Origin of the sequence: Methanobrevibacter sp. YE315 (genome assembly GCF_001548675.1) — an archaeon.
GTDB lineage: Archaea > Methanobacteriota > Methanobacteria > Methanobacteriales > Methanobacteriaceae > Methanocatella.
In genome coordinates this window covers 543,061-567,740 of record NZ_CP010834.1, presented here as the reverse complement: position 1 = coordinate 567,740, position 24,680 = coordinate 543,061, and the positions used below count along the sequence as shown (strand labels likewise).

Here is a 24,680-nt window from a genome sequence, read left to right as displayed (position 1 = left end):
CCTATATAATTATTGGGCATATCTCCTAAATACATATGCCAAAATGGATCCTGCAAAATTTTGCCAAACCGAATAGAGGGCTCCTGGAACTGTTGCTTGAGCCAAGCTTGGAAAATGGGTCTTTGCAAGGCCTGTTGACAATCCTGAATTTTGGAATGCCAGTTCAATAGCTACTGTAATAATCTGTTTTTTGTTCATTCCCGCCAAATAACCTACACCAAAACCAATTCCCATTGCAAGGAAATATTGCAAGATAATAACAGCCATTATCACCAGGGAAGAAGTTAAAATAGCTTGTTTATTAGCACCTACCACTCCGGCAACAATTAAACAAATTACAATTGAAGATATTGCAGGCAAATAATCTTTTAATTTCTCACAGAAATCCGGAAACTTATAGTTTAGGATTAAACCTAAAACAATTGGAATAATAACGATTTCAATAATGGAAACAAACATGTCTATTGGATTGAAATGAATCTGATTGCCTATTAATAATAAAGTAATTAATGGAGTTAATAATGGTGAAATTACTGTAGATACTGCAGTTAAAGAAACGGATAATGCCACATCCCCTTTAGCAAGAAAAGTAATAACATCTGAAGCCGTTCCACCAGGCACTGTACCGACCAGAATAAGTCCAACCGTTAAAGCAGTGTTTAGCGAAAATATATTTGCAAGAGTTAATGCTATGAGGGGCATTATGATATACTGTGCTGAAATTCCAACAGCAATCTCTTTTGGATTTCTAAATACATTGACGAAGTTTTCCGCTTTCAATGTTGTACCCATTGTAAAAAGAATGATGCTTAAAAGCAGATTCAATATGTTTATACCGTTATAATCACTTAAAACCCAAGTAAATGAATCCGGATAAAATAAAGAAACAACAACTGCCAGTAAAACAATCATGAAAAAATACTTTTCAATGAATTTAAAAATCCTTATCATAACATTAATATTTTAATTTAATGTATTAAAAAGATATTCCTCTAATCCAAAAAAAAATAAAATTATTTGGCACCAATTCATTAGTTAAGTATAATTATTAACAAAAACAAAGTTATATTAGAATTTATGGGGAAAAATATATGGGGCAGAATAGAATAGAATGGATTGATTTAGTGCGTGCAATTGCAATATTAACCGTTTTATATATTCACGCAACTGATGGGATTTATATTATCTCATCCGATGCAATAGTCAACTATACATTATATTCAAGAATATTCAACTTTGCATCACTATTTATTGGACGTATAGGCGTTCCATTCTTTTTAATGATTACCGGTTATCTGTTACTTGACAGAACCTACAATGACGAGCGTGTCCGTAAGTTCTGGGAAAAAAACTGTAAAGGATTAATTATAGTTACAATAATCTGGGCCATAATATATGCCGTTAGTCTGCAATTCGTTACTATTAAAAGTGGTCAGATAAACTTTGCAGAAGCTGGAAACCTGTTTTTCAGCCACATGTGGTATATGCCAATGATTATTGGAATGTATCTTTCAATGCCTTTTGTATCAAGTGCCCTTGAAAAATTCCAGACCCAAACCATCTGGCAGGCAACAATCGTATTTACATTTTTAGCATTCCTATTGCCATTTGTTACACTTGTGCTAGATATGCACGGTATTTCAAGTGTAAACATTCAATATTGCCTTGGATTCAGTGGTGGAGTTTATGGAATTTATATAATATTGGGATACTTGGTTAAAAAAGGACAATTCAAACATTATAATAGTGGAAAATTAGCGTTGATTGCGATTATTTCATTCGTTATATGTGTTTTATTCCAGTACTATTCATTTACTAAAGGATATAACTTTTTCTTATGGTATGAGTTCCCGTTCATTTTAACTGGATCTTTTGCATTATTTGAGCTATGTTCCAGAAAACAACATATTAGGGCATTCCCATTAGTTAGCTTTTTAGCCAAATACTCATTTGCAGTATTTTTAGTGCATAACCTATTTAGATTGCCGTTACTACCAGTTGTTGTCCAATTACCTTTCTCAGAACCTACTAAAGCCATAATTCTTTGGATTTTATTGATATTCTTCAGTTATCTTGCTACTGTAATTATTTATAGAATCCCATGGTTTGGAAAATTTATCTTGTATATGAGATAATCTATCCCATTATCTCATTTCTTATTTCTTTGAATGCATCCTTTGCCTCAGGAATAGGGAACAATGGGTAAATATGGAATAATTCACAACCGGTTACTAGTTTTACATTAACTCCATCTTTTTTAAGATTTTCAACGTATTTTTTAATGTCACTATAAAATATTTCGTTTTCTCCGGCAAATACCAATGTATCGGCCAGGTTTGTATTATCTCCGAATAACGGGCTTACCCTATAATCTTGAGTGTTCAAATCTCCTGCCCATGATTTGCCGATTTCCTTAAGTCCGATTTCGCCTAAAATCGGATCATCTTTGCTATTATAGGGAGGATTGCTCATTGAAATATCGACCCATGGCGAAAATGTTATTATTTTATCGGGCTGAGGCAGATTTACTGTTTTTAAATATTGGCAAAAAGAGTGTATGAATCCTCCGCCTGCAGAGTCACCCATCAATATAATATTATTCCTTTGGATTAACCTTTTGTATAATCCAGTTATGATTCCATAAGTTTCCTCCGCTTTATGCAAAGGAGCGAGCGGATAAACAGGAGCTAGCACATGAGCATCCAATTTTCGTGACAGCAAAATGCAATATAGGAGATGCTGGTAATTTATTTCACCAATGTAGGCTCCGCCATGCACATATAGAATGGTGTTTTTAGCATTTTCATCTCCAAAAGTGAAAATCTGCACTCCATCGCAATCAATGCTTTTGAAAATGCTTTTGGGAGGATTGCTAGAAGATTTGTTTTTTAAAAATTCCTCTGCCTTTTCCTTTGAATCCATATAATCTGGTTTGGTAAACCTTAAAATAGCTTCTTCGATTTTTGCAACAAACGATTTTTTATTTGACATATTATTCGACCATTAAATAAGCATCATAAGCCGCATATATTGAAATTAGAAAGTCTACAATGAAATAATACCAATCGACAAATATAAAATCCACTATTAAGATGACAATCAATGTAATGGCGAAATACATTATTCCTTTTTTAATATCACCCGCATATGCTTGGCCTAATCCAGGAATAATAAAAGATAGAATTGCTGCAAGATATTTGTTTGCCATACTAAATTTCTCCAATCAACTAATTAATTTAATATTTAATCAACATCATTATTTAACTTTTGACAAAATAACATAAAAATGTATGATTTACATCACACATGTTTAAATTCATGAGTTTTTGATTGTGATTACAGTACTGTTTAAACCCAATACCCTTGAATAATCAATCTTTTCGGCAATCTTATTCAAAATGCTGATATTGTCAAATTCAAGATCGTCATTTTCGATAACAGGATTAAAGTCAATTCCAGTATCTTTTACCGAAATCAAAATGTTATCCTCATTATTTCTAACAATCACATCAATAGTATCAACCTTTTCATTAATGTTAATGATGTTGACAAGCATTTCTTCAATAGCCAAACCAACTAAGGTCGCAGATTTGTTTCCGGACAGATGCTCTTGGACATCCCTCGCCAAGTCAACGGCCTCATTAATATTACCGTTAATTGTATGGGCAAATACTTTTGATTCATCATTATGTTTGTTAATAAAGAAACCAGTGAATTCTCCACCAGTCTTTTTATTAATGTGTTTTGAATAAACAAATATATACAATATTGTAAGTATTTCTGCTATTGTGAAAGAAATCCAAATTCCATTAGCGCCAAATAAATATGATAATGCGCATGCGAATGCTACAGGGAATACGACCCCTTCAAGTAGGGATATTGTATTAGATAGATTATTCTGCTGGATAGCTTGAGCATAAAAAGTATATAAGAATGTAATTGCTATTCCCACATAACTAATTGCATATATTCTAACCGCATTCAATACAATAGGAACGTCTGCAGGATTTTTAACATGGAATAAGACTAATAAAATTTGAGGATAGACAATAAGCAGCAAAGAGAATATTAAACTTGAAGTCAAAACAATCTTTAAAGATTTATTCCTTATATAATCAACACTTTGATAATCCTCTTCCTGGTAATAGACGGACACAATAGGGGACATTGTTTGTGCTGTACCGATTAAAAACATGTAAAGAATGAATAAACTATTATAACATATATTGAAAGCTGCCAAACCGGATTGTCCTATGTATAATGTAATTAGAGTATTTATTACAAAGATTTTTATAGTCAGGTACAATTGTGTTGATGCACCTGAAAATCCGGACTTGCAAATATCTGAAAGAACAGATACAAATGTTTTTGCTTTAACAGAAATAAATTCCAATGTTCTTTGTGAATTGAAGAAATATGTGGACATATAAGTGCAACCAAAAATATAACCCACAATTGTCGCCCATGCGGCACCAGAAATGCCTAAATTAAATACTCCAATGAAAATAATATCAAATATGATATTGATTACATTAGACAATAATAATGCCCTAAACGGCAAATTCACCAATCCATCGGTTCTGATAAAGTATGATAAACTCATAATATAACATAGAAATGGCATTCCTAAAACATAAACACTATAATACTGTAAAACAAAAGGTTGAATTTGCGGTGAGGAACACAGCACCTGTACAACCTGACTTGAAAATAGTGTGCCTAAAATCGCTACCAGTATTCCAAACACAAGTAAGGCTATTATCGAAACCGAAAATATTCTATTGCTTCTTTCAGTATCGAACTCTGCTTTTGCAATTGAACATAATACACTTCCACCTAAACCTATCATCCAATAAACTAAATTAACGGAAGTACTTAGTGGAATAACCGGTTGAATAGCTGATAATGCCATAGCTCCTATCAGATTACTGATGATAATGGAGTCTACAACCATACATATATTCCCTGTCATAGAGGTGAGAAGTGTAGGGAAGAAAAATTCCCTAAATTTACCACTTAATAATTTATAATTACGGACATACAATTTAATCGCCCACATTAAAGAAGTCTAAATCATCCAAGTATTTGACAAAGGTATAAATATATTTTTCAGAAATTAAAGGCCAATTAATTCCTAAACGATATAATACCTGTGTTGTATAATTATTGTCAACAGCCAACCATTGTTTTTTAACTTTACCTGATCCGACTGAAGTTATTAAACCTGAAACACCATCCTGTTTGGATTTATCTGCCAATGCCTCTTTTAAAGCATTTTCATATTCTTCATCTTCACAAGGGTCGATTATTAAACCTAAAGGCCTTATTATCTCAATTATATCTGCAAAAGTAATATTGTGGGAATTGTACGGATGGAAAACAACACAATCTTTCGGTGTTTTAGCCAATGCAATAATTGATTTTGCAGTCCTGTCGATCTGACTGAATTCCACATTATTTGAAAGCATTTCATATGGCATTTTGCCCATAGTAATGAATGCTTTTAAACGATTGATAAATCCATTAGATTCGAAATTGATTTGGAATTCACTATCAGAGCTTCTGGCCATCAAATTACCTACTCTCATTATTTTAACATCCAAATCGTCTTCTACAGCAGCTTCAAGCACTGCCCTTTCGGCCAGGAATTTGCTGCTAATATACTGATTATCAATTCCCTGACCAATGAACAAGTCGTTTTCAGTAAAAGCAACATCCAATGGTGGGAAATTATTAATACTTTCTCCAGCAACACTATATGTTGAAACTTGAACGTATTTGGCATTTTTCATTTTAGCGAATTTCAATCCATTAATTACCCCACCTAAATTGATATCTTCAATATCAGTTCCAGATGAGAAATGCTTTACATTTGCAGCACAATTGACAACAGTATCGATATTTAATGAGACGATATTTTCAAAATACTTGAAGTCAGTAATGTCTCCTTCAATTACTTCTACTCTTTCATCAAATATGTTTTCATCAACGCTATCTTCAAAATAATAGAATACTAAAGATTTAAGTCTATCAGTAGCAGATAAATGTGCTTTGGATCTTAATAAACAATAAATCTTACCTGTCTCACTTTCTAAAAGTTCTCTTAAAACGTGAATTCCTAAAAATCCAGTAGCTCCGGTTAATAAGACATCACCTAAATCATCTTCCAATTCACCATTTATAAATGAGGTTAGATTGTTTTTCTTTAACAAGTTGTCAATGCCTGAATAATCATATTTGATTTCCTCACTAGATTCTGTGAAATGATTTGATGAAATCAGTTCTGAAAGCAATCTTGGAGTAGGATTTTTAAATACATCACCATAAGTTAATTCATAACCCCTATTTAAAGCCTCCATTGTAATTTTAGTTACAAGAAGAGAAGTACCACCAATTTCAAAGAAATTATCGGTTACGCTTACTTCATCAAGATCCAAAATTTCTGCAAATACGTTTGCAAAGAATCCTTCAACTTCATTTTTAGGGGCGACATACTCTGAGATTAATTCCGGCTCAGGGAGATTTTTCAAATCAGTTTTGCCGTTTAAAGTTTGCGGCATTTCATCTAATTCCATATAAACTGTAGGAACCATATAATATGTTAATTTTTCAGAAAGAACAGCTTTTAATTCTTCAATATCAAATGAAAATTCATTTGAATCACGATATTTAGCTTTATATTTTTCATTAACTGTGAAATATGCGCACAAATGATCATTATTTTTAATCTTTTTAACAACTACGGCAACAGAGTTAATAGGTTCAAATTCAGAGATAACTGATTCGATTTCACCAATTTCTATTCTCAAACCTCTTAATTTAATTTGATTATCTAAACGTCCATGGATAGAAATATTTCCATCTTCATCCACTTTAGCATAATCTCCGGACCTGTAGAATCTAATTCCATTAATTTCCACATATGCTTTTGCATTATTTTCTGGGCGATTAAGATAACCTCTTGAAACACCCCCTCCTGCAATATACAATTCACCCATTACATTTGGAGGCAGAGGATTTCCATCTAAATCCATAATGCTTTCAAAAACATTGAAATAAGGTTTACCTATATTGAGTTTTCCATCATCAATCAGGTGTGCATTACAGACAACTGTTGTTTCAGTAGGTCCATACATATTATAGACTTTAGCATCAAGATTATCCAAAATATCCAGTAATTGTGGAGGGAATCCTTCTCCACCAATAGATAAAATCTTAAATTTAGAAAATTCTTTACCTAAATCTTCTAATTCAAAATAATGTAATAGACGTGATGGAGTTCCACTATAAACGTTTGCACCAGTCCTTTTAATTAATTCACATAATGCTAAAGAATCCTTATATTCAACATCATTGGCAAATGCGATTGGAATTCCATTCATTAATGCTGTCATTGTTTCTTGATGTAACATGTCAAATGCAACTGTGGAAATAGATAAAGCTATATATCCTTCTTTTTTACCATTAGTTGCTAATTCATAAGTATAAACACTTCTAGGATCAGGATAGACGAAGTTTGCGAGGTTTCTGTGTTCTATCATTACACCTTTTGGAAGACCGGTTGAACCGGAAGTGTAGATGATATATGCGAGATTGTCACCTTTTAACTCAGGGTCCGGGTTAGAGTCATCAGTCTCCTCAAGCAATTCTGAAATTTGTATAAGGTTGTCTGAATATTCGCTTAAATCAATATTTTTAATATCAACAATATCGTCAATAATGATAAATTTAGCGTCACTGTCAGTTAAAACATGTTCAACCCTGTCTTTAGGATAATCTGAATCCACAGGTATGAAAGCGGCTCCTGATTTTAGAATACCAAATATGGAAGCGAAAACATTACTGTCACGTTTTAATATAAACATCACTTTGTCTTCCGCTCCAACACCTCGTTTAATAAGTGCATTAGCTATTTTATTTGCTCTGGTATTTATTTCGCTGAATGTATAATCTCCATCTTCAGCATATATTGCAATTTCATCAGGATGCAATTCAACTTGTTTCTCAAATATTTTATTTAACCTATACTCCTCCAACTCTTGGAAATCCAAATCATCAATTGATAAATCTTTAGAATCAACAATTGAAATGTCTTTCAGAGGAGTATCTTGACTGAAAGTTGTGAATTTGTTTATAATTACTGAAAAACTATCTAAAAATGTTTGAATTAATGAAGAGGAATATAATTGATCATTATATTTCATTGAAACATCATATTCGCCGCCATTTTCAACAACATTTAAGTTTAATTTAAACTTAAGATTATCTTCATCTAAAGACTGTCTTTTGACAGTTTGTCCTGCAATTTCAATATCTTCAACAATATTGCCGTGGAATGCATAGACGAATTCCGGAACAATTCCATATCCATCGGAAATTTTTGTTAAAGGATAAGAAGAATGGGACAATACATCAAACCATTCCTTATTTATATATTCAAAGAACTCTGCAATAGTTAAATCAGAATTTAAATTCAAAGCCAATGGCAGTGTTTTAACCATCATTGCCAATGTTTTTTGCTGATTTGGATTGAACCTACCATTAGTTATTGTTGCAATCAATAAATTCTTATCATAAGCAAATTTGGACAATACAAAAGAGGTTGCCGCCAAGAATAAATTATTTTGAGTGATAGACACTTTATTACAGAAATCATCAATACGATTTTTGTCTAAAGAAAGAATCTTCTCTAAACCAACACCCTCATGCTCATCACCACTCAAATCAGGAGTCATTAAAGTTGCTTCATCAAACTCTTTAATTTTATTGAAGAAAAATAGTTCTGATTCTTTATACATTGAAGAACTTTCAATTTTGGCCTCATTTAATGAATAATCGAAACCATCCACTTCTTCCAATTCATATTCCTTGCCATCATAGATTTTTGCAATTTCATCAAACAATATGTTTAATGAAGTACCGTCAACAATTATATGGTGGAAATCAGCAAGTAAAACTGAACTATTTACAATTTTAAATCTGAATAACAAGTCCTCTTCAAGATTGAATGGTTTTATAAAGTCTTTAATGTCAACTTCACCATCGACAATTTCAATTAAATCATCAACTTCAATTTCCCTTCTTTGTTGATAAACTCCACCTTCATACATCACGATTTTTGCTTTTAGATAAGGGTGGTTATCAATAGCTTTGCAAATTGCCTGTTTTAATTTATCCGCATCGATTTCAGAATTAAACTCGATTTTTTTAGGAATATTATATGATAGTTTTTCCGGATTTTTCAAACAATCAAAGTAAACTCCCAATTGATTCTGAGTTAATGGATATAAATCCTGTAAATCTTGTGACTCCTCTTCAACGAAATTAATATGTTTAGCAATATTTTCAATGGTTTTATATTTCATCACGTCGGTAACCATCAATTGTGTATTGAATTGCTCATAAACGGCAGAAACTAGCTGAACTACAGATAATGAAGTCAAACCAACTTTAAATAAGTCTGTGTTTATACCGAAATCGTCTGTGCCTAACAATTCAGAAACAATGTCAAATATTCCTTGTTCAATATCATTTCTAGGATCGATGAACTCTTCCATATCCAATTGAGGATCAGGCAAGTTTTTGAAGTCTGTCTTTCCATTTGGAGTTTTTGGAAATGCATCCAATTGTGTGAAGAATGATGGAAGCATATATGCAGGCAGATTATCTAATAAATGCTGTTTTAAATCTTCAATATTTATTTTCTCAGTTGCTGTGAAATATGCGCACAGATAATCTGTTTCATTGACCTTCTTAATCAACACTTTTGAAATCAGAACATTGTCAAATTTCGCAATCAATGTTTCAATTTCTGAAGGTTCGATTCTTAATCCTCTGAGTTTAATCTGTCCATCATTACGACCTAAAACGTATAATTCGCCGTCTTTGTCTTTTTTACAGTAGTCACCAGTATTATAATAAGGAATTCCGTTTAAAGTCATGAATACCTTTTCGGTTTGTTCAGGATTGTTAATATAACCCCTGGCTATTCCCGCACCGCCAACATAGACATCACCGGGAACATAAGGAGGTAACTGATTGCCGTCAATATCCATTATCTTATCAACAACATTCAACATCTTCCAACCGGCAGTAATCTCATTGCTGTCGATTAATTTATAATGAGAAGCTATAGTAACCTCTGTTGGCCCATAGGAGTTGTAGATATCCGCATCGGTGAATTCTCTTAATCTGTCATATAATATTGGAGGGAATCCTTCTCCCCCGACAACTATGATTTTACATTCTTTCACTAATTCTTGAATTTCCTTAATGCTTAAATATTCGATTAATCTTGTTGGAGTTCCACCGAATGCATCAGCATTGTGCTGCTTAAATAGCTTGTAGAATTCCAATGGATTTACAAGCTGTTCATCATTGGTAAATACGACCGGCAAACCATTGAGGATTGTTCCGAATATTTCTCTTAAAAATACAATGAATGAAATCATGGAAATTGATACGAACTTAGTACATCTTCTGTTGAGTTCATAAATCGGAACGTTTTCCGGATGATTTGCAATATAATTGGAAATTCCCCTATGTGTAATCATGACCCCTTTTGGTTTTCCTGTGGATCCTGAAGTGTAAATCAGGAAACATAGGTTATCAGGAGTTAGTTCAACATCAGGATTTGTATCATCTTCTTCTTCAAGCAATTTTGATACGTGCACTCCGTTTTCGCCTTCGTAGGTAACATCCTTATTGGTTATAACAAATTTGGATTCACTATCTTCAAGCATTTGGTCAATTCTATGTTTCGGATAGTTCGGATCGATTGGGATGAATGCCCCACCCGCTTTAACAGTACCGAGTACGCTGGCTATCAATTCGCTGTTACGCCTCATCATGAGCATTACCCTATCTTCAACTTCAAGACCCCTTTTGAGCAATGCATTAGCTATCCTATTGGCTTTTTTATTAAGCTCATCGTAAGTGAATTCCCCATCTTCAGTGTATAAAATCACCTTATCAGGATCTTCACTAACGGCATTTTCAAATATCTTATTTATCAATCCTTCATTTGCTAATTTGACTTCAAAGCCTTCATCCAAATCAATGTTTTCCACGATGGAAATGTTCTTTAATGATTCGTGATGATTGCTGCTGAATTTTTCAATCAGGACATTGAATGCAGATAAAAATGCGTCAATCAGCTCATCGGAGTAGTATGCTGAATCATATTCGACAGTTATTTCCTTTTCATCATATGAAAAGATGAATTTGTAATCTTCTTTATTGTAATCCTGTGTTGAAAATAGGATTTCGCTTTCAAAATCCAAATAATCATAATCATGAAAATCCTTAAATTGGGATTTGAAATCATAGATATACTCTTCAACAGTCAAATCCGTGTCGAAATGATATCCTGCAGCTTGCTTATTGTAAGCTATCAAAATATCTTTTGAAAATGAAAATTTGACTAGATTAAATAAAAATACTGATAAAAAAAGATCTCTTTCTGAAGAATCAAATTCTTTCTTTAGTTCCTTAATTTTTTCATTATAATAAGTTGATTTAATTTCATATTTTGTTTCTTTATCTTTTACATCTGGTGAAATTGTAGTTGCAAAATCAAAAGAACTTATCAAATCATAATAATACTTTTGTACTATAACATCCATAAAATATATTATAATATGAATAATATTTAATATTTTTTGAGAATTAAATTTACTTGAAATAAGGGATGAAAATGGAAATAACAAAAAATTACAACGAAAAAGAATTAACATTGAATATTGAAGGCCGTATCGATACTATCACATCACAAGAGTTAGATAAAGAAATTCAAGACGAAATGGGTAATTTCGACTCATTAACCTTAGATTTTTCTGATGTAGAATACATTTCAAGTGCTGGACTTAGAGTTCTAATTTCAACACAAAAGAAATTAAAAGCAGATGACATTCCATTTGTTATTACAAATGTTAACGACACAATCGGTGAAATATTTAGAATGTCCGGTTTTGATAAAATCTTAAAGATAGAATGAACTCAATAACCCTAAAACCAGAATTAAATGAATTATATACTTTAAACGAGTTTATTTTAAATGAACTTCCTGAAGAAAACCTTCAGGTAAATTTAATTATTGAAGAAATTTTTGTCAACATTGTCAATTATTCAAAAACAAAACTCATTAAAGTTAATGCGAAATGTGAAGATACTACATTAACAATTGAATTTATTGACAACGGCATAGAATTCAATCCTCTACTTAAAGAAAAACCTGAACCCCCCTATGATATTGATGATGCTAGAATTGGGGGTCTTGGAATATTTTTAACAAAAGAACTGTCCGATGGCATTTATTACAATCATGTCAATGGAGAAAATCATTTGAAAATTATTAAAAAATTGAAATAATAAAATCAGAACTTAAATACACTTTTTATTTTGATTTATTGTTTAGCATTTAATTTCCCCCATTATATGTTTTGGAATCATCATTTCCCTATCCAGTTCTTTAAGCATCCTTGCAGAAATAAAATAGAGATAGAACATGATAAAAGTAGCTTATTGCAATATTGATGAGTTAGATTTATCTAAAACATATGGATTATTACCTGAAACTAGAAAAAATAAGGTTGATAACTTTAAATTTGAAAAAGATAAAAAACTCAGTGCTGGAGCTTATTTTCTTTTAGATAAATTGCTTAAAGAAGAATGCATTGAGAATCCTATTTTTGAAATTGGTGAATTTGGTAAGGCATACATCTCAAATTATGAAAATATTTATTTTAACCTAAGCCACTCAGGCAAACTGGTTGCCTGTGCAATATCCGACCGTGAAGTTGGGCTTGATATTGAGCTAATAGATTATTCAATTGAATTGGATATAGCGAAAAATTTCTTTTTTAACAGCGAATACAAAAACATTATCAAATCCAAAAATCCCCAAGATGAATTCTTCAGATATTGGGTTTTAAAAGAAAGCTATATGAAATATACTGGTTTGGGTTTTAACTTGGATTTAGATAAATTTGAAATAATTTTAGACAAAGAAATCAGACTTAAAAATGATAATGACGATTTGAAATTTTCATTGTTTGACCTTAATGACTACAAACTAGCGGTTTGCGCAAAATCCAATGTTAAAGATGTCATTAAATATTCAGTTGATGATCTATTCCAAATCTGAAAAAATCATATTCTTAACGGCAAATCACCAATGACATTTCCTTTTTTTGAAACGGCTACTGTATCTTCTAGGCGAACTCCGAATTCACCTTCCAAGTATATTCCTGGCTCTACAGTTATAACCATTCCTTTTTCAATTATAGTTTCATCACGCATTGAAAATCCAGGAGTTTCGTGAATGTCAAGGCCTAAGCTATGTCCTGTTGAATGAATGAATTTATCGCCATAGTCATAATCTTTAATAATGTCGCGGGCAACCTTATCTATTTCACAACATTTGAGTCCAGGTTTTATAGCTTTGATGGATTTGTCATGTGCTTCAGCCACAATATCCCAAATTTCCTGTTGGCGTTCTGTGTAAACCATTGTACGTGTATTATCGGAACAATAACTATCAAAAATAGCGCCCCAATCAATCAAAATTGGCTGTTGCAGTAGTTTATTCTGAGGAATTGCATGGGGTAGACTTGATTCGGCACCACTTGTGACAATTGTGTCAAAAGACTCTTTTGAAGCACCATTCTCAATCATATTTCTTACAAGATCAAAAGCAACCTCCTTTTCTGTACCTGAATTGTTTAAAATATCCAATTGTAAAAAAGATTTTTGAGCAATTTCAGTCGCTTTTGTGATTTTCTCAATCTCTTGAGGTGTCTTGATCATTCTTTGCTTGTCAATGTAAGTTTTTGAATCGATTTCAAAATCATCCCTAAATTTAATATATGTGCTGAAAGGCAAACTGGGCTCAATAGCCAGATTCATTATTCCTTCCTTTTTTAACTCCTCAATCATTACCTCGTATGATTCATATTTTTTGACCTCAATTGTGGAATCTCGATTGGCTATTTCCATATCCATTCCTGATGCATAGATAACTGGATTTTCTTTTATAAAACAAAAGGCAAAACTGGTCGGTTTATAATTTGAAATATATTCCACATTTGTAAATTTTGTGAGCAAATAAGCTTGAAAATCATCCTTTTCCAAGTCTTTTAAAATATTGTCAATATGTAATTCCATAATTAATATTAGAAAAAACTTTATATATAAAATTAGATATTTTAAAATCATGTTCAAATTTACAAGTAATGAAGTGAGAGATTTAATAATTGCATTTGTCGTTATTTCTCTTTGTTTTGCAATAGTGAATGGCAGAGGGGACATTAATGCAGCCATTTCCATGTTACCTATTGTCATGGTTGGTGTAGGTGCCGGATTTATCTTACATGAGCTCGGACACAAATTCGTATCCATGAAATACGGTTATTGGGCTGAATTTAAATTATGGCCACAAGGATTGCTAATTGCATTAATTACATCATTTTTTGGTTTCGTATTTGCAGCACCTGGTGCCGTTTACACCTATGCAAATTACATGACTGATGAGATTAACGGTAAAATATCCATTGCAGGACCTATTGTAAATATCATATTGGCGCTAATTTTCTTAGCGATTGCGACAATGGTTTATACAAGCGCAGCTTATTCCGAAACTTATGCAATAATTTTTATTGTTTGTGCAGTTGGATACTCAATCAACAGTTTTTTAGCTGTATTCAACTTATTGCCAATAGGAAATCTTGACGGATCCAAAGTACTAAGATGGAATTTCGGAATCTGGATCATTACAATTGCAATTGCAGCCATATTGACTTTAATGTCAATGACAATGGGTGTTGTGAATATTGTTAGATTAATTATAGGATTTTAAAATGACTGGAAAACTTACATATTTTGAAGGAACTCATAGGATTATTGCTCCTAAAAAAACAATCGAAATTAATGAAGATAAATTGAAAACTGCCGGAATCACACGTATAGCAGACATTACAGATTTGGATAGAATTGGAATGCCTGTCTATACTGCAATCAGACCTACTGCAGAAGATGGTGCAATCAGCATCTATGGTGGTAAAGGAGTTTCAAAAGACCATGCGAAAGCATCTGCGATGATGGAAGGTTTCGAAAGATACTCCGCTGAAAAACAGGACCGTGATGAAACAATAATTGCAACCATAGACGAGATTGGCCAAAAGGGAGATTATGTAAATCCAAAATCTTTGAATTTACCTCAAAAATTCGAAAAAGAAGATATTGGAAATTTAACTTTAGAATGGAATTTGGCTCATGATTTGATTTCGGGCAATGATTATTATGTTCCATCAAATGCGGTTTTTCATCCTTACACTCATGACGCAAGCATACAAAGCTTATTCAAGTCAAATACCAATGGCCTTGCTTCAGGAAATATCCTGGAAGAAGCAATATTACATGGGATGTTTGAGGTTATTGAAAGGGATGCATGGAGCATCTTTGAATTGACACATAAAAATTATGCACAAATCAATACAGACAGCATTGAAAGTGAATTGATCAATGAAACGATTGATAAATTCGAATCCAATGGCATCAAAATCAAATTAATGGATTTTACAGCAGATATCGAAATCCCCACAATAGCCGCTTCAGCTGACGATACCATTACAAGGGATGCGGGTCTTTTGACTTTAGGAATGGGTACACACCTGGATCCTGAAGTTGCAATTCTAAGGGCATTGACTGAAGTTGCCCAAAGCAGAGCAACACAGATTAATGGTGCTCGTGAAGATACCGTAAGAGCTGATTTTGCACGCGAAGCAGGCTATGAAAGAATGAAAAGAATCAATAAGTTCTATTTCAAAGAGGAAGAAGAGAAAATTAACCTTCAGGACATTGAAAACAAATCCACAACATCAGTTAGTGAAGATATTGATATTGTTAAAGAAGAGTTAATGGCAAATGACATCAAACAGATTTTATATACTGATTTGACAAGACCTGAGCTCGATGTGAGTGTTGTTAGAATAATCATTCCTGAAATGGAACTTTATGCACTTGATCCAGAACGTGCAGGCTACAGATTTTTAAGAGTATGATACAATGGTAAAAGTCATAATCTACACTGGATTATCCCTTCCTTTTGAAGAAGCGAAAGCTATTTTAGATTCACATGATGATATTGAAGTAATCTACAAAAGACCAATAAAGCGTGGCGATTTAGGCCATGACATGAAAGAGAATCCTGACATCATAGGGATAATCGACGGAGTATTTCACCAAAACTCCGCCGTAGGCCACAGGGAAATCCTTGACGTGCTGAAAAAAGGAGTTAAAGTATTCGGCGCTTCCAGCATGGGTGCCTTAAGAGCATCAGAACTCGATAGCTTGGGCATGGTCGGTATTGGCTATTGCTACAACGAATATGCGAGCGGCAATATCATATCTGATGACGATGTTGCTGTAATGCTTGATTCAGAAACATTGGAAGCTCTTTCCGTGCCTTTAATAAGCATGGATTATGTTTTCAGCAATTCCGTTCGTGAAAACATCATCACAGAAGCAGAAAAGGATGAACTGATTGAAATCACCAAGGAAACTTTTTATCCGCAAAGGACCTACGCCAAAACTTTAGCCGAATCCGGCTTGAACGATGATAAAAAAGCACAGTTGATTGACTTTATCCGCACTTCAGATGACATTAAAAAGGAAGATGCAAAGGAATTAATTTACCACATTAAAAATTTGATAGAATGAAATTAGAAGACAAAATTGAAATCGTTGAAAAGATTTTGAAAGACAAAAATGTTGCAGTCGGTTTTTCTGGCGGTGCCGATTCAACATTGATTGCATATCTTTCTTCAAAAGTTGCAAAAAATACGTTGGCCATCACTATCGACAATCATCTGATGCCCACTGGCTTTATAGAGCATGCAAAAAATGTAACTGGCCTGTTCAACATAAACCATGAGATTATCGACATTAATTTCTATGATGACGAATCCTTTCTCAACAATGATTCTAAAAGATGCTATACCTGCAGAAACTTAATGTATAGCGAAATAAAGAAACTTGCCTTTGAAAAGGGATACGATTTTGTTTGCGATGGAAACAACATCAGCGATCTGGTCAATGACAGGCCAGGAATTTTGATTACATATGCCCAGAACTTTGAAACACCATTAATAGAAGCAAAGCTAACTTCTAAAGAAATCCATGAATATCTCGATAAAAACAATATTCCCTATTCCAAATCAACAACATGCCTTGCAACCAGAATCCCAACTGACACCAAAGTGACAAAGGAAAAAATTGACAGGATAAGTTGTTGTGAAGATTACATTTTAGCCAATACAGACTGCAAAATAGTAAAAGTTAGAGATAATGAAACACTTAGTCTATGTGAAGTTGATGACATCAACGAAATAATCAAAGACAATAAATTTAAACAAATTAACGATGAATTAAAAAGGCAAGGTTATGAAAAAGTATCTTTAAATTTATCAGAAATCCAGGATAATGATGACATAACTATTGACTGGGATGAAGGTTCATTTTCATATAAACTGCCATTCACAATAAACATTGAAAATACAAAAAAAGAATTGGAAAATAAGATTATTTTCAAATCAAAAGAAAAGATATGCATAGAAAACATTGAAATTTTTGATACCGGACTGATAAAAGGAAATGATTTTGAAAATTATGAAAATGCATTAGATAAATTCATGCAGATATTACCTAACATAAGAAGAAACGTTTAAGACTGTTTTTCTTTCATTTCCATATATTTCTTAAAAACAATGTCTGGAGTTTCAATAACGTGATCAAAAGTGGTTGAAAATAAATTTGGTTCAAAATCAGGTTCAGTTTTCCTCATGTTTTTTAAGGAAATCAAACCACCTTCAATTTTGAAGCCAACATCATCTGCTGAAACGGAAGTCAAATTTACTTCAATTTCAGAAGCTTTTTCAAGAATTTCATTAGCGGTAACCTCATATTTTAAATTTAAGATTTTATGAGGCATTATTTCATTAATTGTTCTTTTGATTACTGAATCTAGAAGCTCTAAAAATTTAATGGCAGGTGGCATATCATTAGCCCACCAATATGTAATAACTGAATTTAAGACAATTACGTGTTCAGCAAAATCATCATATAACCTTGCGCGAACATTAATTGTACTTTCATCAGTTTTGATAATTAAAACTGGACTAACAGCCATTATATCACTATTCTTCTGTAACTAATGCTTTGATTAAATCGCTAGCTCTTACAAGACCGACTAAATCTCCTTCAACACCAATAACAGGAATTTGTTCTATGTTTAAGGTTTTCATTTTTTTAGCACAGTCTGAAACTTTAGTTTTAGAGTTAGCTACTTCAACATTACCTACAGCAACATCACTAACAACTTTGTCAGTAAATTTCAAATGATTTTTTTCTATGTATAAAACAGAAGTGCTGTCCCAAGACCATTTGTCACCTTCAGTACCAACAGTGGAACTGTGTTCGCTTCTTTCGGAAATAATTTCAATTTCAGAAATGAAATCTGTTTCAGTTAAAATACCTGATAATTTAGCATCATCATCAAGAGCTAAAACGGATTTTAAACCGAATTGGTTCATAGTCTCGAATGCAACATTCAATGGAGCTTTTTCCCATGTTGTTGGAACAGTGGTAATCATATAGTTTTCAACAGCATCATTAACTTCAATTTTAGTTAAAGCTTTAGACACTAAATCGAAAGAGGTGATAATACCTACTAATTCGCCATCATCATTTACAACAGGAACTCTTCTAATATTATTCTCCATCATTTTGCGAGCTGCAACTACCACGTCATCACTAGGATGTACAGTAATTAAATCCCTACTCATCAACATTGCAATTTGTTCTTCATCAGGATTATTAATTAAATCAGAACGAGTTACTAGTCCTACTAAAATGTCAGTGTCTTCTTTGACAACTGGCAATACTGCTTTTTTTTCTTTTCTCATTAAGTCTAAAACTTTATCCCTGTTACCTGGAACAGAAACACTAACTACATTTTTAGACATTGTTCTTTTAACTAACATAAAAACACCTTTATAAACATACAATAATAAAATGGTAATTTGATTAATGAACTACGAGCACTGCACATTTGGCTGAGTTAACAACTTTATCTGCCACACTGCCCATAATAAATCTATCGAAGCCAGATTTACCAGAACTACCCATCACTATTAAATCAATATCTTCTTCTTTGGCCACTTCTAAAATAGCTTTAGCAGGTGAACCTTCTCTAACCACATGAGTAATTTTTAAATCATCTTCAATTAATTTATCAAATTCTTTAAGATTTTCTTCAGATCTCTCTTTTAAAATTTGATTTAACTGGTATACTTCATCATCTAATGGGAGTCCGTTAACAAAATTATTTTCTGTGACGCTCACAGCTATTATTTCAGCTCCACTGACTTTTGCCAAAAACAAAGCATGCTTTTGAGCTTTTTTTGCAAATTCAGAACCATCAGTAGGAACCAATATTTTCTTATACATCATTAACATCTCCCATAATATATAGATTTATATCCATGATATTATATGCTAAATTTTTTATTAATGGTATATAATATATTTTTCGTTTCTACCCTATTTATTATATTTAAATAAGGATTTTTAGAAAAAGAATTGCAAACTATAAATTCAGCAAAATTACCCTCATCAATCACTGATTTTTGAATTATGTTATTGATGTCAAATCCGCAGATATTAGTAGTTGCCATTTTTAATAAATCAACAGGGTTAATGTAGCTTCCATAGCGAACAGACATAATTTTCAAGCAAAATTCCAGCTCACGAAACATATTCGGGGAATTAAGCATTGCATTATCAGTTCCGATTAATGGCTTCAAGCCCAAATCCAACATTTTATTCAAATCTGCAACACCTACATTCAGGGTTGCATTTGCTCTTGGACACACAACAACATTTTGGCCAGACCCTGAAACCAGTTCCAAATCATCATTTTTTGGATTTGTCAAATGAACCAATTGGGAGAAGTTGGTCTTGACTCCTTTTTCAATCTCGCTTAATCCATAATTATTCAAAGATTCTATCTGATTGGATTCTGATTCGGCGACATGAATTGATGAAATCTTTCCTGCTTTTCCACATTCTTTAGAAATGATTTCAGCAACATCCATAGTAATTTCACCAAAGCCGCTTGGAGCAATACCGTCTGCAAGTTTCAGTAATTTGCGAACAGCTGTCCGGACTCTGTTCAAATCTGGATCATCACCATAGAAACTATCGTCACGGCCTAAAATTATTGGCTTGATCGGAATATCTTTTGAAGCTTTTTTCAATAGTTTAACGCCTTCGATTCCTCCTTCACGATAATCGATGAAATGGGTTGTTCCGCTTTCAACCATTTCCCACATTGAAGCTTTCATTGCATCAATCAACTCATCATCAGTGGCATTGGCTAATGCCACATGCTTGACACCATTCGGCGGCTTGACCATTTCGCTTAAAGACAAAGAATATCCTTCATCTTTGATAATGGAATCGCCGATATGAATATGGCCATTGATAAATGACGGGCAAACAACAGCACCATCAACATCAATAATTTTGCCTTCGCTAGAGTCTTTTCCGATTTCAATGATTTTACCATCATCAACGACAATATTTTCCCTGGTTGGAACTAAATTCTCGCCTTTTAATATAATTCCATTAGATACAGTAAACATTAAAGGAAAATCTAATTTTTTTAATTAATAAATTTTAGCATTCATTAAACTTATTAAATTGAAAAACTTAATATAAAATTGTAATGGGACCAATAATAAATACGACTTTAATCAATTTTTAGATATTGGCACACTATTTATAACCATTGCAGTCTTTTTTAAACCGCCAAGGTGATTTCTATTAACTCCCAAGAAATAAGATACTTCTACAGAAATATTGTGAAAACCGGTGATGTATACCGAGTTAAATACAATAATAAAGATTATGGGGAATTTAGTAAATTATCTGATGCGCTATATGAAAGAGACGCCCTATTTTTTTGTAATTTTGACTATGATCTGCTTGTCGAATGTGATTTGGAAAATAAATATGAAAATATGGAACTACCCCCATTTCCAGAAAGGCGTCCGAAAGGAAGAATAAAAGGAACCAAAGTCAACAAAAAGGAAAGGGAAGGTGAAATCCTTTTCAATCATAAACTTCGCAAATTCTACATTCAGAAAAGTGATGAAATTATAGGCTATTATGACACCATGACCGAAGCTTTCTACTATAAAAAACTGTTAATGGACAATCAATGGGACAAATCCGTGTTAAAAACAAACATTACTGAAAGATTGGACGTTTACATTATTATTGATCCGACAAAAGAATATAAAGTTCAATTAAATTATTGTCCTAAATGTAAAAACAAATTAAAAATCGGCGAAAAAGAATGTCCTTCATGTGGTATTAATATTGAAGAATACCTATTCAAGAAATAAAAAAAGGATAGAGAAAAATCATTCTCCATCTACATATCTATTTAAAGATTTTACATTGATTTCACTATTTTGAACAGCTTGAATAGCATTCAAAACAGCTCTTGCACCAGCTAATGTAGTAACGTAAGGTATACCGAGTTCAATAGCTAAACGCCTAATGATATAACCATCCTTAGCTGATTGCTTACCTTCAGAAGTGTTGATAATCAAATCAACTTCATTGTTTAAAATGGCGTCCCTAATATTAGGGGAACCTTGGGATACTTTCAATACTTTTTCAACTGAATCAAGGCCAGTAGCATCACCAGTACCGTCAGTGGCCATAATGTCAAATCCTAAATTAGCTGCTTTTTCAGCAATAGGTCTGATTTTTTTCTTGTCAGACTCTTTAACACTTATGAATATTTTACCTTCTTTAGGCAAGTCCATTCCTGCTGAAAGTTGTGATTTGTAAAATGCCATTCCATAGCTTTCATCTATACCGATACTTTCACCGGTAGATTTCATTTCAGGTCCGAGCACTGTATCGGATTCAGGCAATTTCAAGAATGGGAATACTGATTCTTTAACGGCAACATGGTCTATTTTAATTTCTTTGGTTAAGTCAAAGTCCTTCAATTTAGCGCCATGCATAATCCAAGTTGCAACTTTCGCAAGAGGCACTCCAATAGCTTTACTTACGAACGGAACTGTCCTACTTGCACGAGGGTTAGCTTCAATGATGTAAACCATTTCCTCATCAAGTTTTACTGCATATTGAATATTCATTAAACCTTTAACATCTAATTCAAGAGCTAATTTAGTTGAATTTTCACGAATAGTGTCGAGAATATGTTCTGGAATGGTTTGAGGAGGTATTACACATGCAGAATCTCCTGAGTGAACACCGGCTTCTTCAATGTGTTCCATGATTCCTGCAATAAATACGTCTTCACCGTCACATAGAATATCTACATCAAGCTCAATTGCATCTTCTAAGAATTTATCCACTAAAATTGGATGTTCCGGAGATACTTTTACAGCTTCCTTCATATATTCTTCGAGCTCCACATTATCATAAACAATTTCCATTGCCCTTCCACCAATTACATATGATGGACGTACCAATACTGGGAATGTGATTTTTTCTGCAATTTCTTTTGCTTCTTCAAATGAATTAGCTGTTCCATATGGTGCTTGATGAATGTGTAGTTTTTCTAAAAGTTCAGCGAACAATTCCCTGTCTTCTACTCTATCAATACTTTCATATGGAGTTCCCAATATTTTTACACCTGCGTTAGCTAATGGAACTGCTAGATTAATAGATGTCTGACCACCGAATTGTACAATAACTCCATCAGGTTTTTCCTGTTCAATTACACCCATTACGTCTTCAAAGGTTAACGGCTCAAAGAACAGTTTATCTGAAATATCATAATCGGTACTTACGGTTTCAGGGTTGTTGTTAATTAGAATTGTTTCTATTCCATCTTCCTTTAAAGCTAAAGATGAATGGACACAGCAGTAATCGAATTCGATACCCTGACCAATTCTGATTGGTCCTGCTCCAAGAATTACGACCTTTTTCTTATTGGTGGATACAAGTTCATTACCTACATCATAACTGCTGTAGTAGTAAGGGGTTTTAGCTTCGAATTCAGCAGCACAGGTATCAACCATCTTATAGGATTGTTTAATATTGTATCTTGAAAGCAAGTTTCTGACATACTCTTCGGTTTGGCCTGATAGGTCAGCCAATCTCTTATTGGAAAATCCTAATTGTTTTGCTTTTCTTAAATAAGCCTCATCATTTAATTTTTCAGCGGTGACATCGTTTTCAAAGTTAACGATGTTTCTAATTTTGTATAAGAAGAAATTGTCAATTTTTGTAAGTTCTCTTATCTCATCAATATCCATTCCATCCTTAATGGCTGAATAGATTTGGAAATAGATAATGTCAGTAGGGTCTGCCAAGTCTTCTTTAGACCATTCCACATATTCAAACCCGTCAAAGCCCATGTCAAGAGACCTTAGCGCTTTTTGGAATGCTTCTTCAAAAGTTCTTCCGATAGCCATTACTTCCCCTGTCGCTTTCATTTGAACTCCGACTTCACGACTTACGCCTTTGAACTTATCAAACGGCCATCTTGGAATTTTAATAACCACATAATCGATAGCAGGTTCAAATGATGCAGGAGTCTCTTTTGTAATGTCGTTTTTGATTTCATCCAAGGTTAAGCCCAATGCGACTTTTGAGGAAATTTTAGCAATAGGATAACCTGTTGCTTTTGACGCAAGCGCACTACTTCTTGATACACGAGGGTTTACTTCAATAACCTTATACTCATCATTTTCAGGGTTTAATGCGAATTGAATGTTACAACCGCCCCTAATTCCTAATGCACGGATAATCTTAATTGATGCGTCACGCATTTTTTGAATGGTTTCATCACATAGACATTGAATAGGAGCAACAACAACACTGTCTCCTGTGTGAATACCCATCGGATCTATGTTTTCCATAGTACATACAATGATACAGGTGTCTTCCTTATCCCTCATTACTTCAAATTCTATTTCTTTCCAACCTAGAACTGATTCATCAATTAGAACCTGATTAATGAAACTCATATCCAAACCATGGTTTGCAATTTCAATCAATTCTTCTTCATTGTGAGCTATTCCCCCACCGGTTCCACCTAATGTGAATGCCGGCCTTACAATGACAGGATAACCAATATCTTTCACAGCTTCAAGTGCTCCTTCAACACTTTCAACAGCTTGACATTTTGGAATTTCCTCACCAATCTCCTCCATAAGATTAGCGAATAAGTCACGGTCTTCCACATCCTTAATTGTTTGAACATCAGAACCTATGACCTTAATTCCTTCCAATAATCCTAAGTCTCCAAGACCTGTTGCTATGTTTAATCCTGTTTGTCCGCCCATGGTTGGTAAAATAGCATCTATATCTTCTTCCTCTATGATTTTCGCAACTACTTCTGGAGTTAACGGTTCGGTATAAACAGTATCTGCCATTCCAAGATCTGTTTGAATTGTAGCTGGATTACTGTTAACGAGCACTGTTTCAATACCTTCCTCTCTTAGTGATTTACATGCTTGTGATCCTGAATAATCGAATTCAGCCGCTTGTCCGATTTGAATAGGTCCAGAACCAATAATTAATACTTTTTTAATATCTTTATCAACTGGCATATGTAATCCTCATTAAATTTT

At 33.2% G+C, this 24,680-nt stretch carries 20 protein-coding genes; 9 read left to right on the top strand and 11 right to left on the bottom strand.

Annotation, left to right across the window (positions count from 1 at the left end):
• Positions 1–9 precede the first annotated feature (9 nt).
• The gene (locus TL18_RS02485; RefSeq protein WP_231483638.1) at positions 10–912 is read right to left on the bottom strand and encodes a bile acid:sodium symporter family protein; all 903 of its coding nucleotides are present in this window, start codon (positions 910–912) and stop codon (positions 10–12) included.
• A gap of 179 nt (positions 913–1,091) precedes the next feature.
• Between TL18_RS02485 and TL18_RS02480 the strand changes: the two genes are divergently transcribed.
• Positions 1,092–2,135: an acyltransferase gene (locus TL18_RS02480; protein WP_067040881.1), complete on the top strand. Its 1,044-nt coding sequence runs from the start codon at positions 1,092–1,094 to the stop codon at positions 2,133–2,135.
• 1 nt (position 2,136) lies between these two features.
• On the opposite strand, the gene TL18_RS02475 is transcribed toward TL18_RS02480, so the two are convergent.
• The 4 genes from TL18_RS02475 to TL18_RS02460 all read right to left on the bottom strand — a co-directional run bounded on the left by TL18_RS02475 (position 2,137) and on the right by TL18_RS02460 (position 11,624).
• Positions 2,137–2,991 (bottom strand): alpha/beta hydrolase fold domain-containing protein, encoded by an 855-nt coding sequence (locus tag TL18_RS02475; protein WP_067040879.1) that lies wholly within the window; start codon positions 2,989–2,991, stop codon positions 2,137–2,139.
• A 1-nt stretch (position 2,992) separates the two neighbouring features.
• Complete coding sequence (locus TL18_RS02470; RefSeq protein WP_067040876.1) at positions 2,993–3,208, bottom strand: hypothetical protein; 216 nt, start codon at positions 3,206–3,208, stop codon at positions 2,993–2,995.
• Between the two features lie 108 nt (positions 3,209–3,316).
• Entirely contained in the window at positions 3,317–5,059 is a 1,743-nt protein-coding gene (locus TL18_RS02465; protein ID WP_082706319.1) for an MATE family efflux transporter, read from the bottom strand.
• Positions 5,046–11,624 (bottom strand): non-ribosomal peptide synthetase, encoded by a 6,579-nt coding sequence (locus tag TL18_RS02460; RefSeq protein ID WP_197031838.1) that lies wholly within the window; start codon positions 11,622–11,624, stop codon positions 5,046–5,048. Before TL18_RS02460 ends, TL18_RS02465 begins: the two co-directional genes overlap by 14 nt.
• A gap of 71 nt (positions 11,625–11,695) precedes the next feature.
• Between TL18_RS02460 and TL18_RS02455 the strand changes: the two genes are divergently transcribed.
• The 3 genes from TL18_RS02455 to TL18_RS02445 all read left to right on the top strand — a co-directional run bounded on the left by TL18_RS02455 (position 11,696) and on the right by TL18_RS02445 (position 13,144).
• Positions 11,696–11,995, top strand: a complete 300-nt coding sequence (locus TL18_RS02455; protein ID WP_067040870.1) for an STAS domain-containing protein — start codon at positions 11,696–11,698, stop codon at positions 11,993–11,995.
• The gene (locus TL18_RS02450; protein ID WP_067040868.1) at positions 11,992–12,369 is read left to right on the top strand and encodes an ATP-binding protein; all 378 of its coding nucleotides are present in this window, start codon (positions 11,992–11,994) and stop codon (positions 12,367–12,369) included. Before TL18_RS02455 ends, TL18_RS02450 begins: the two co-directional genes overlap by 4 nt.
• A gap of 136 nt (positions 12,370–12,505) precedes the next feature.
• Positions 12,506–13,144 carry a 4'-phosphopantetheinyl transferase superfamily protein gene (locus tag TL18_RS02445; protein WP_067040867.1) on the top strand — a complete coding sequence of 213 codons (639 nt, stop codon included), beginning with the start codon at positions 12,506–12,508 and terminating at the stop codon, positions 13,142–13,144.
• A 5-nt stretch (positions 13,145–13,149) separates the two neighbouring features.
• Here TL18_RS02445 and TL18_RS02440 read toward each other — a convergent pair whose 3' ends face one another.
• Positions 13,150–14,163, bottom strand: coding sequence for a M24 family metallopeptidase (locus TL18_RS02440; protein WP_369814530.1), 1,014 nt, complete (start codon positions 14,161–14,163; stop codon positions 13,150–13,152).
• 49 nt (positions 14,164–14,212) lie between these two features.
• On the opposite strand from TL18_RS02440, the gene TL18_RS02435 reads away from it, so the two are divergent.
• From TL18_RS02435 to TL18_RS02420, 4 genes are read left to right on the top strand one after another with little or no spacing between them, the layout of a single operon-like run.
• On the top strand, positions 14,213–14,854 hold the full coding sequence (locus TL18_RS02435; RefSeq protein WP_067040865.1) for a site-2 protease family protein: 642 nt from the start codon (positions 14,213–14,215) through the stop codon (positions 14,852–14,854).
• 1 nt (position 14,855) lies between these two features.
• Positions 14,856–16,058, top strand: coding sequence for a YcaO-related McrA-glycine thioamidation protein (locus TL18_RS02430; protein ID WP_067040863.1), 1,203 nt, complete (start codon positions 14,856–14,858; stop codon positions 16,056–16,058).
• Between the two features lie 4 nt (positions 16,059–16,062).
• Complete coding sequence (locus tag TL18_RS02425; protein WP_067040860.1) at positions 16,063–16,716, top strand: TfuA-related McrA-glycine thioamidation protein; 654 nt, start codon at positions 16,063–16,065, stop codon at positions 16,714–16,716.
• Entirely contained in the window at positions 16,713–17,723 is a 1,011-nt protein-coding gene (locus TL18_RS02420) for a 7-cyano-7-deazaguanine synthase (RefSeq protein WP_067040857.1), read from the top strand. Before TL18_RS02425 ends, TL18_RS02420 begins: the two co-directional genes overlap by 4 nt.
• Here the strand turns inward: TL18_RS02420 and TL18_RS02415 are convergent.
• From TL18_RS02415 to TL18_RS02400, 4 genes are read right to left on the bottom strand one after another with little or no spacing between them, the layout of a single operon-like run.
• Entirely contained in the window at positions 17,720–18,184 is a 465-nt protein-coding gene (locus tag TL18_RS02415) for a hypothetical protein (protein ID WP_067040854.1), read from the bottom strand. The genes TL18_RS02420 and TL18_RS02415 overlap by 4 nt on opposite strands.
• Positions 18,185–18,191: 7 nt before the next feature.
• Positions 18,192–19,037, bottom strand: a complete 846-nt coding sequence (locus tag TL18_RS02410; RefSeq protein ID WP_067040851.1) for a CBS domain-containing protein — start codon at positions 19,035–19,037, stop codon at positions 18,192–18,194.
• A 43-nt stretch (positions 19,038–19,080) separates the two neighbouring features.
• The gene (locus TL18_RS02405; RefSeq protein ID WP_067040849.1) at positions 19,081–19,503 is read right to left on the bottom strand and encodes a universal stress protein; all 423 of its coding nucleotides are present in this window, start codon (positions 19,501–19,503) and stop codon (positions 19,081–19,083) included.
• A 41-nt stretch (positions 19,504–19,544) separates the two neighbouring features.
• Entirely contained in the window at positions 19,545–20,699 is a 1,155-nt protein-coding gene (locus TL18_RS02400) for an amidohydrolase family protein (protein WP_067040838.1), read from the bottom strand.
• Between the two features lie 171 nt (positions 20,700–20,870).
• Here TL18_RS02400 and TL18_RS02395 point away from each other — a divergent pair, with 171 nt between their 5' ends.
• Positions 20,871–21,464 carry a zinc ribbon domain-containing protein gene (locus TL18_RS02395; RefSeq protein WP_067040835.1) on the top strand — a complete coding sequence of 198 codons (594 nt, stop codon included), beginning with the start codon at positions 20,871–20,873 and terminating at the stop codon, positions 21,462–21,464.
• Positions 21,465–21,482: 18 nt separating this feature from the next.
• Here TL18_RS02395 and carB read toward each other — a convergent pair whose 3' ends face one another.
• The gene (carB, locus tag TL18_RS02390) at positions 21,483–24,659 is read right to left on the bottom strand and encodes a carbamoyl-phosphate synthase large subunit (RefSeq protein WP_067040834.1); all 3,177 of its coding nucleotides are present in this window, start codon (positions 24,657–24,659) and stop codon (positions 21,483–21,485) included.
• Positions 24,660–24,680 lie beyond the last annotated feature (21 nt).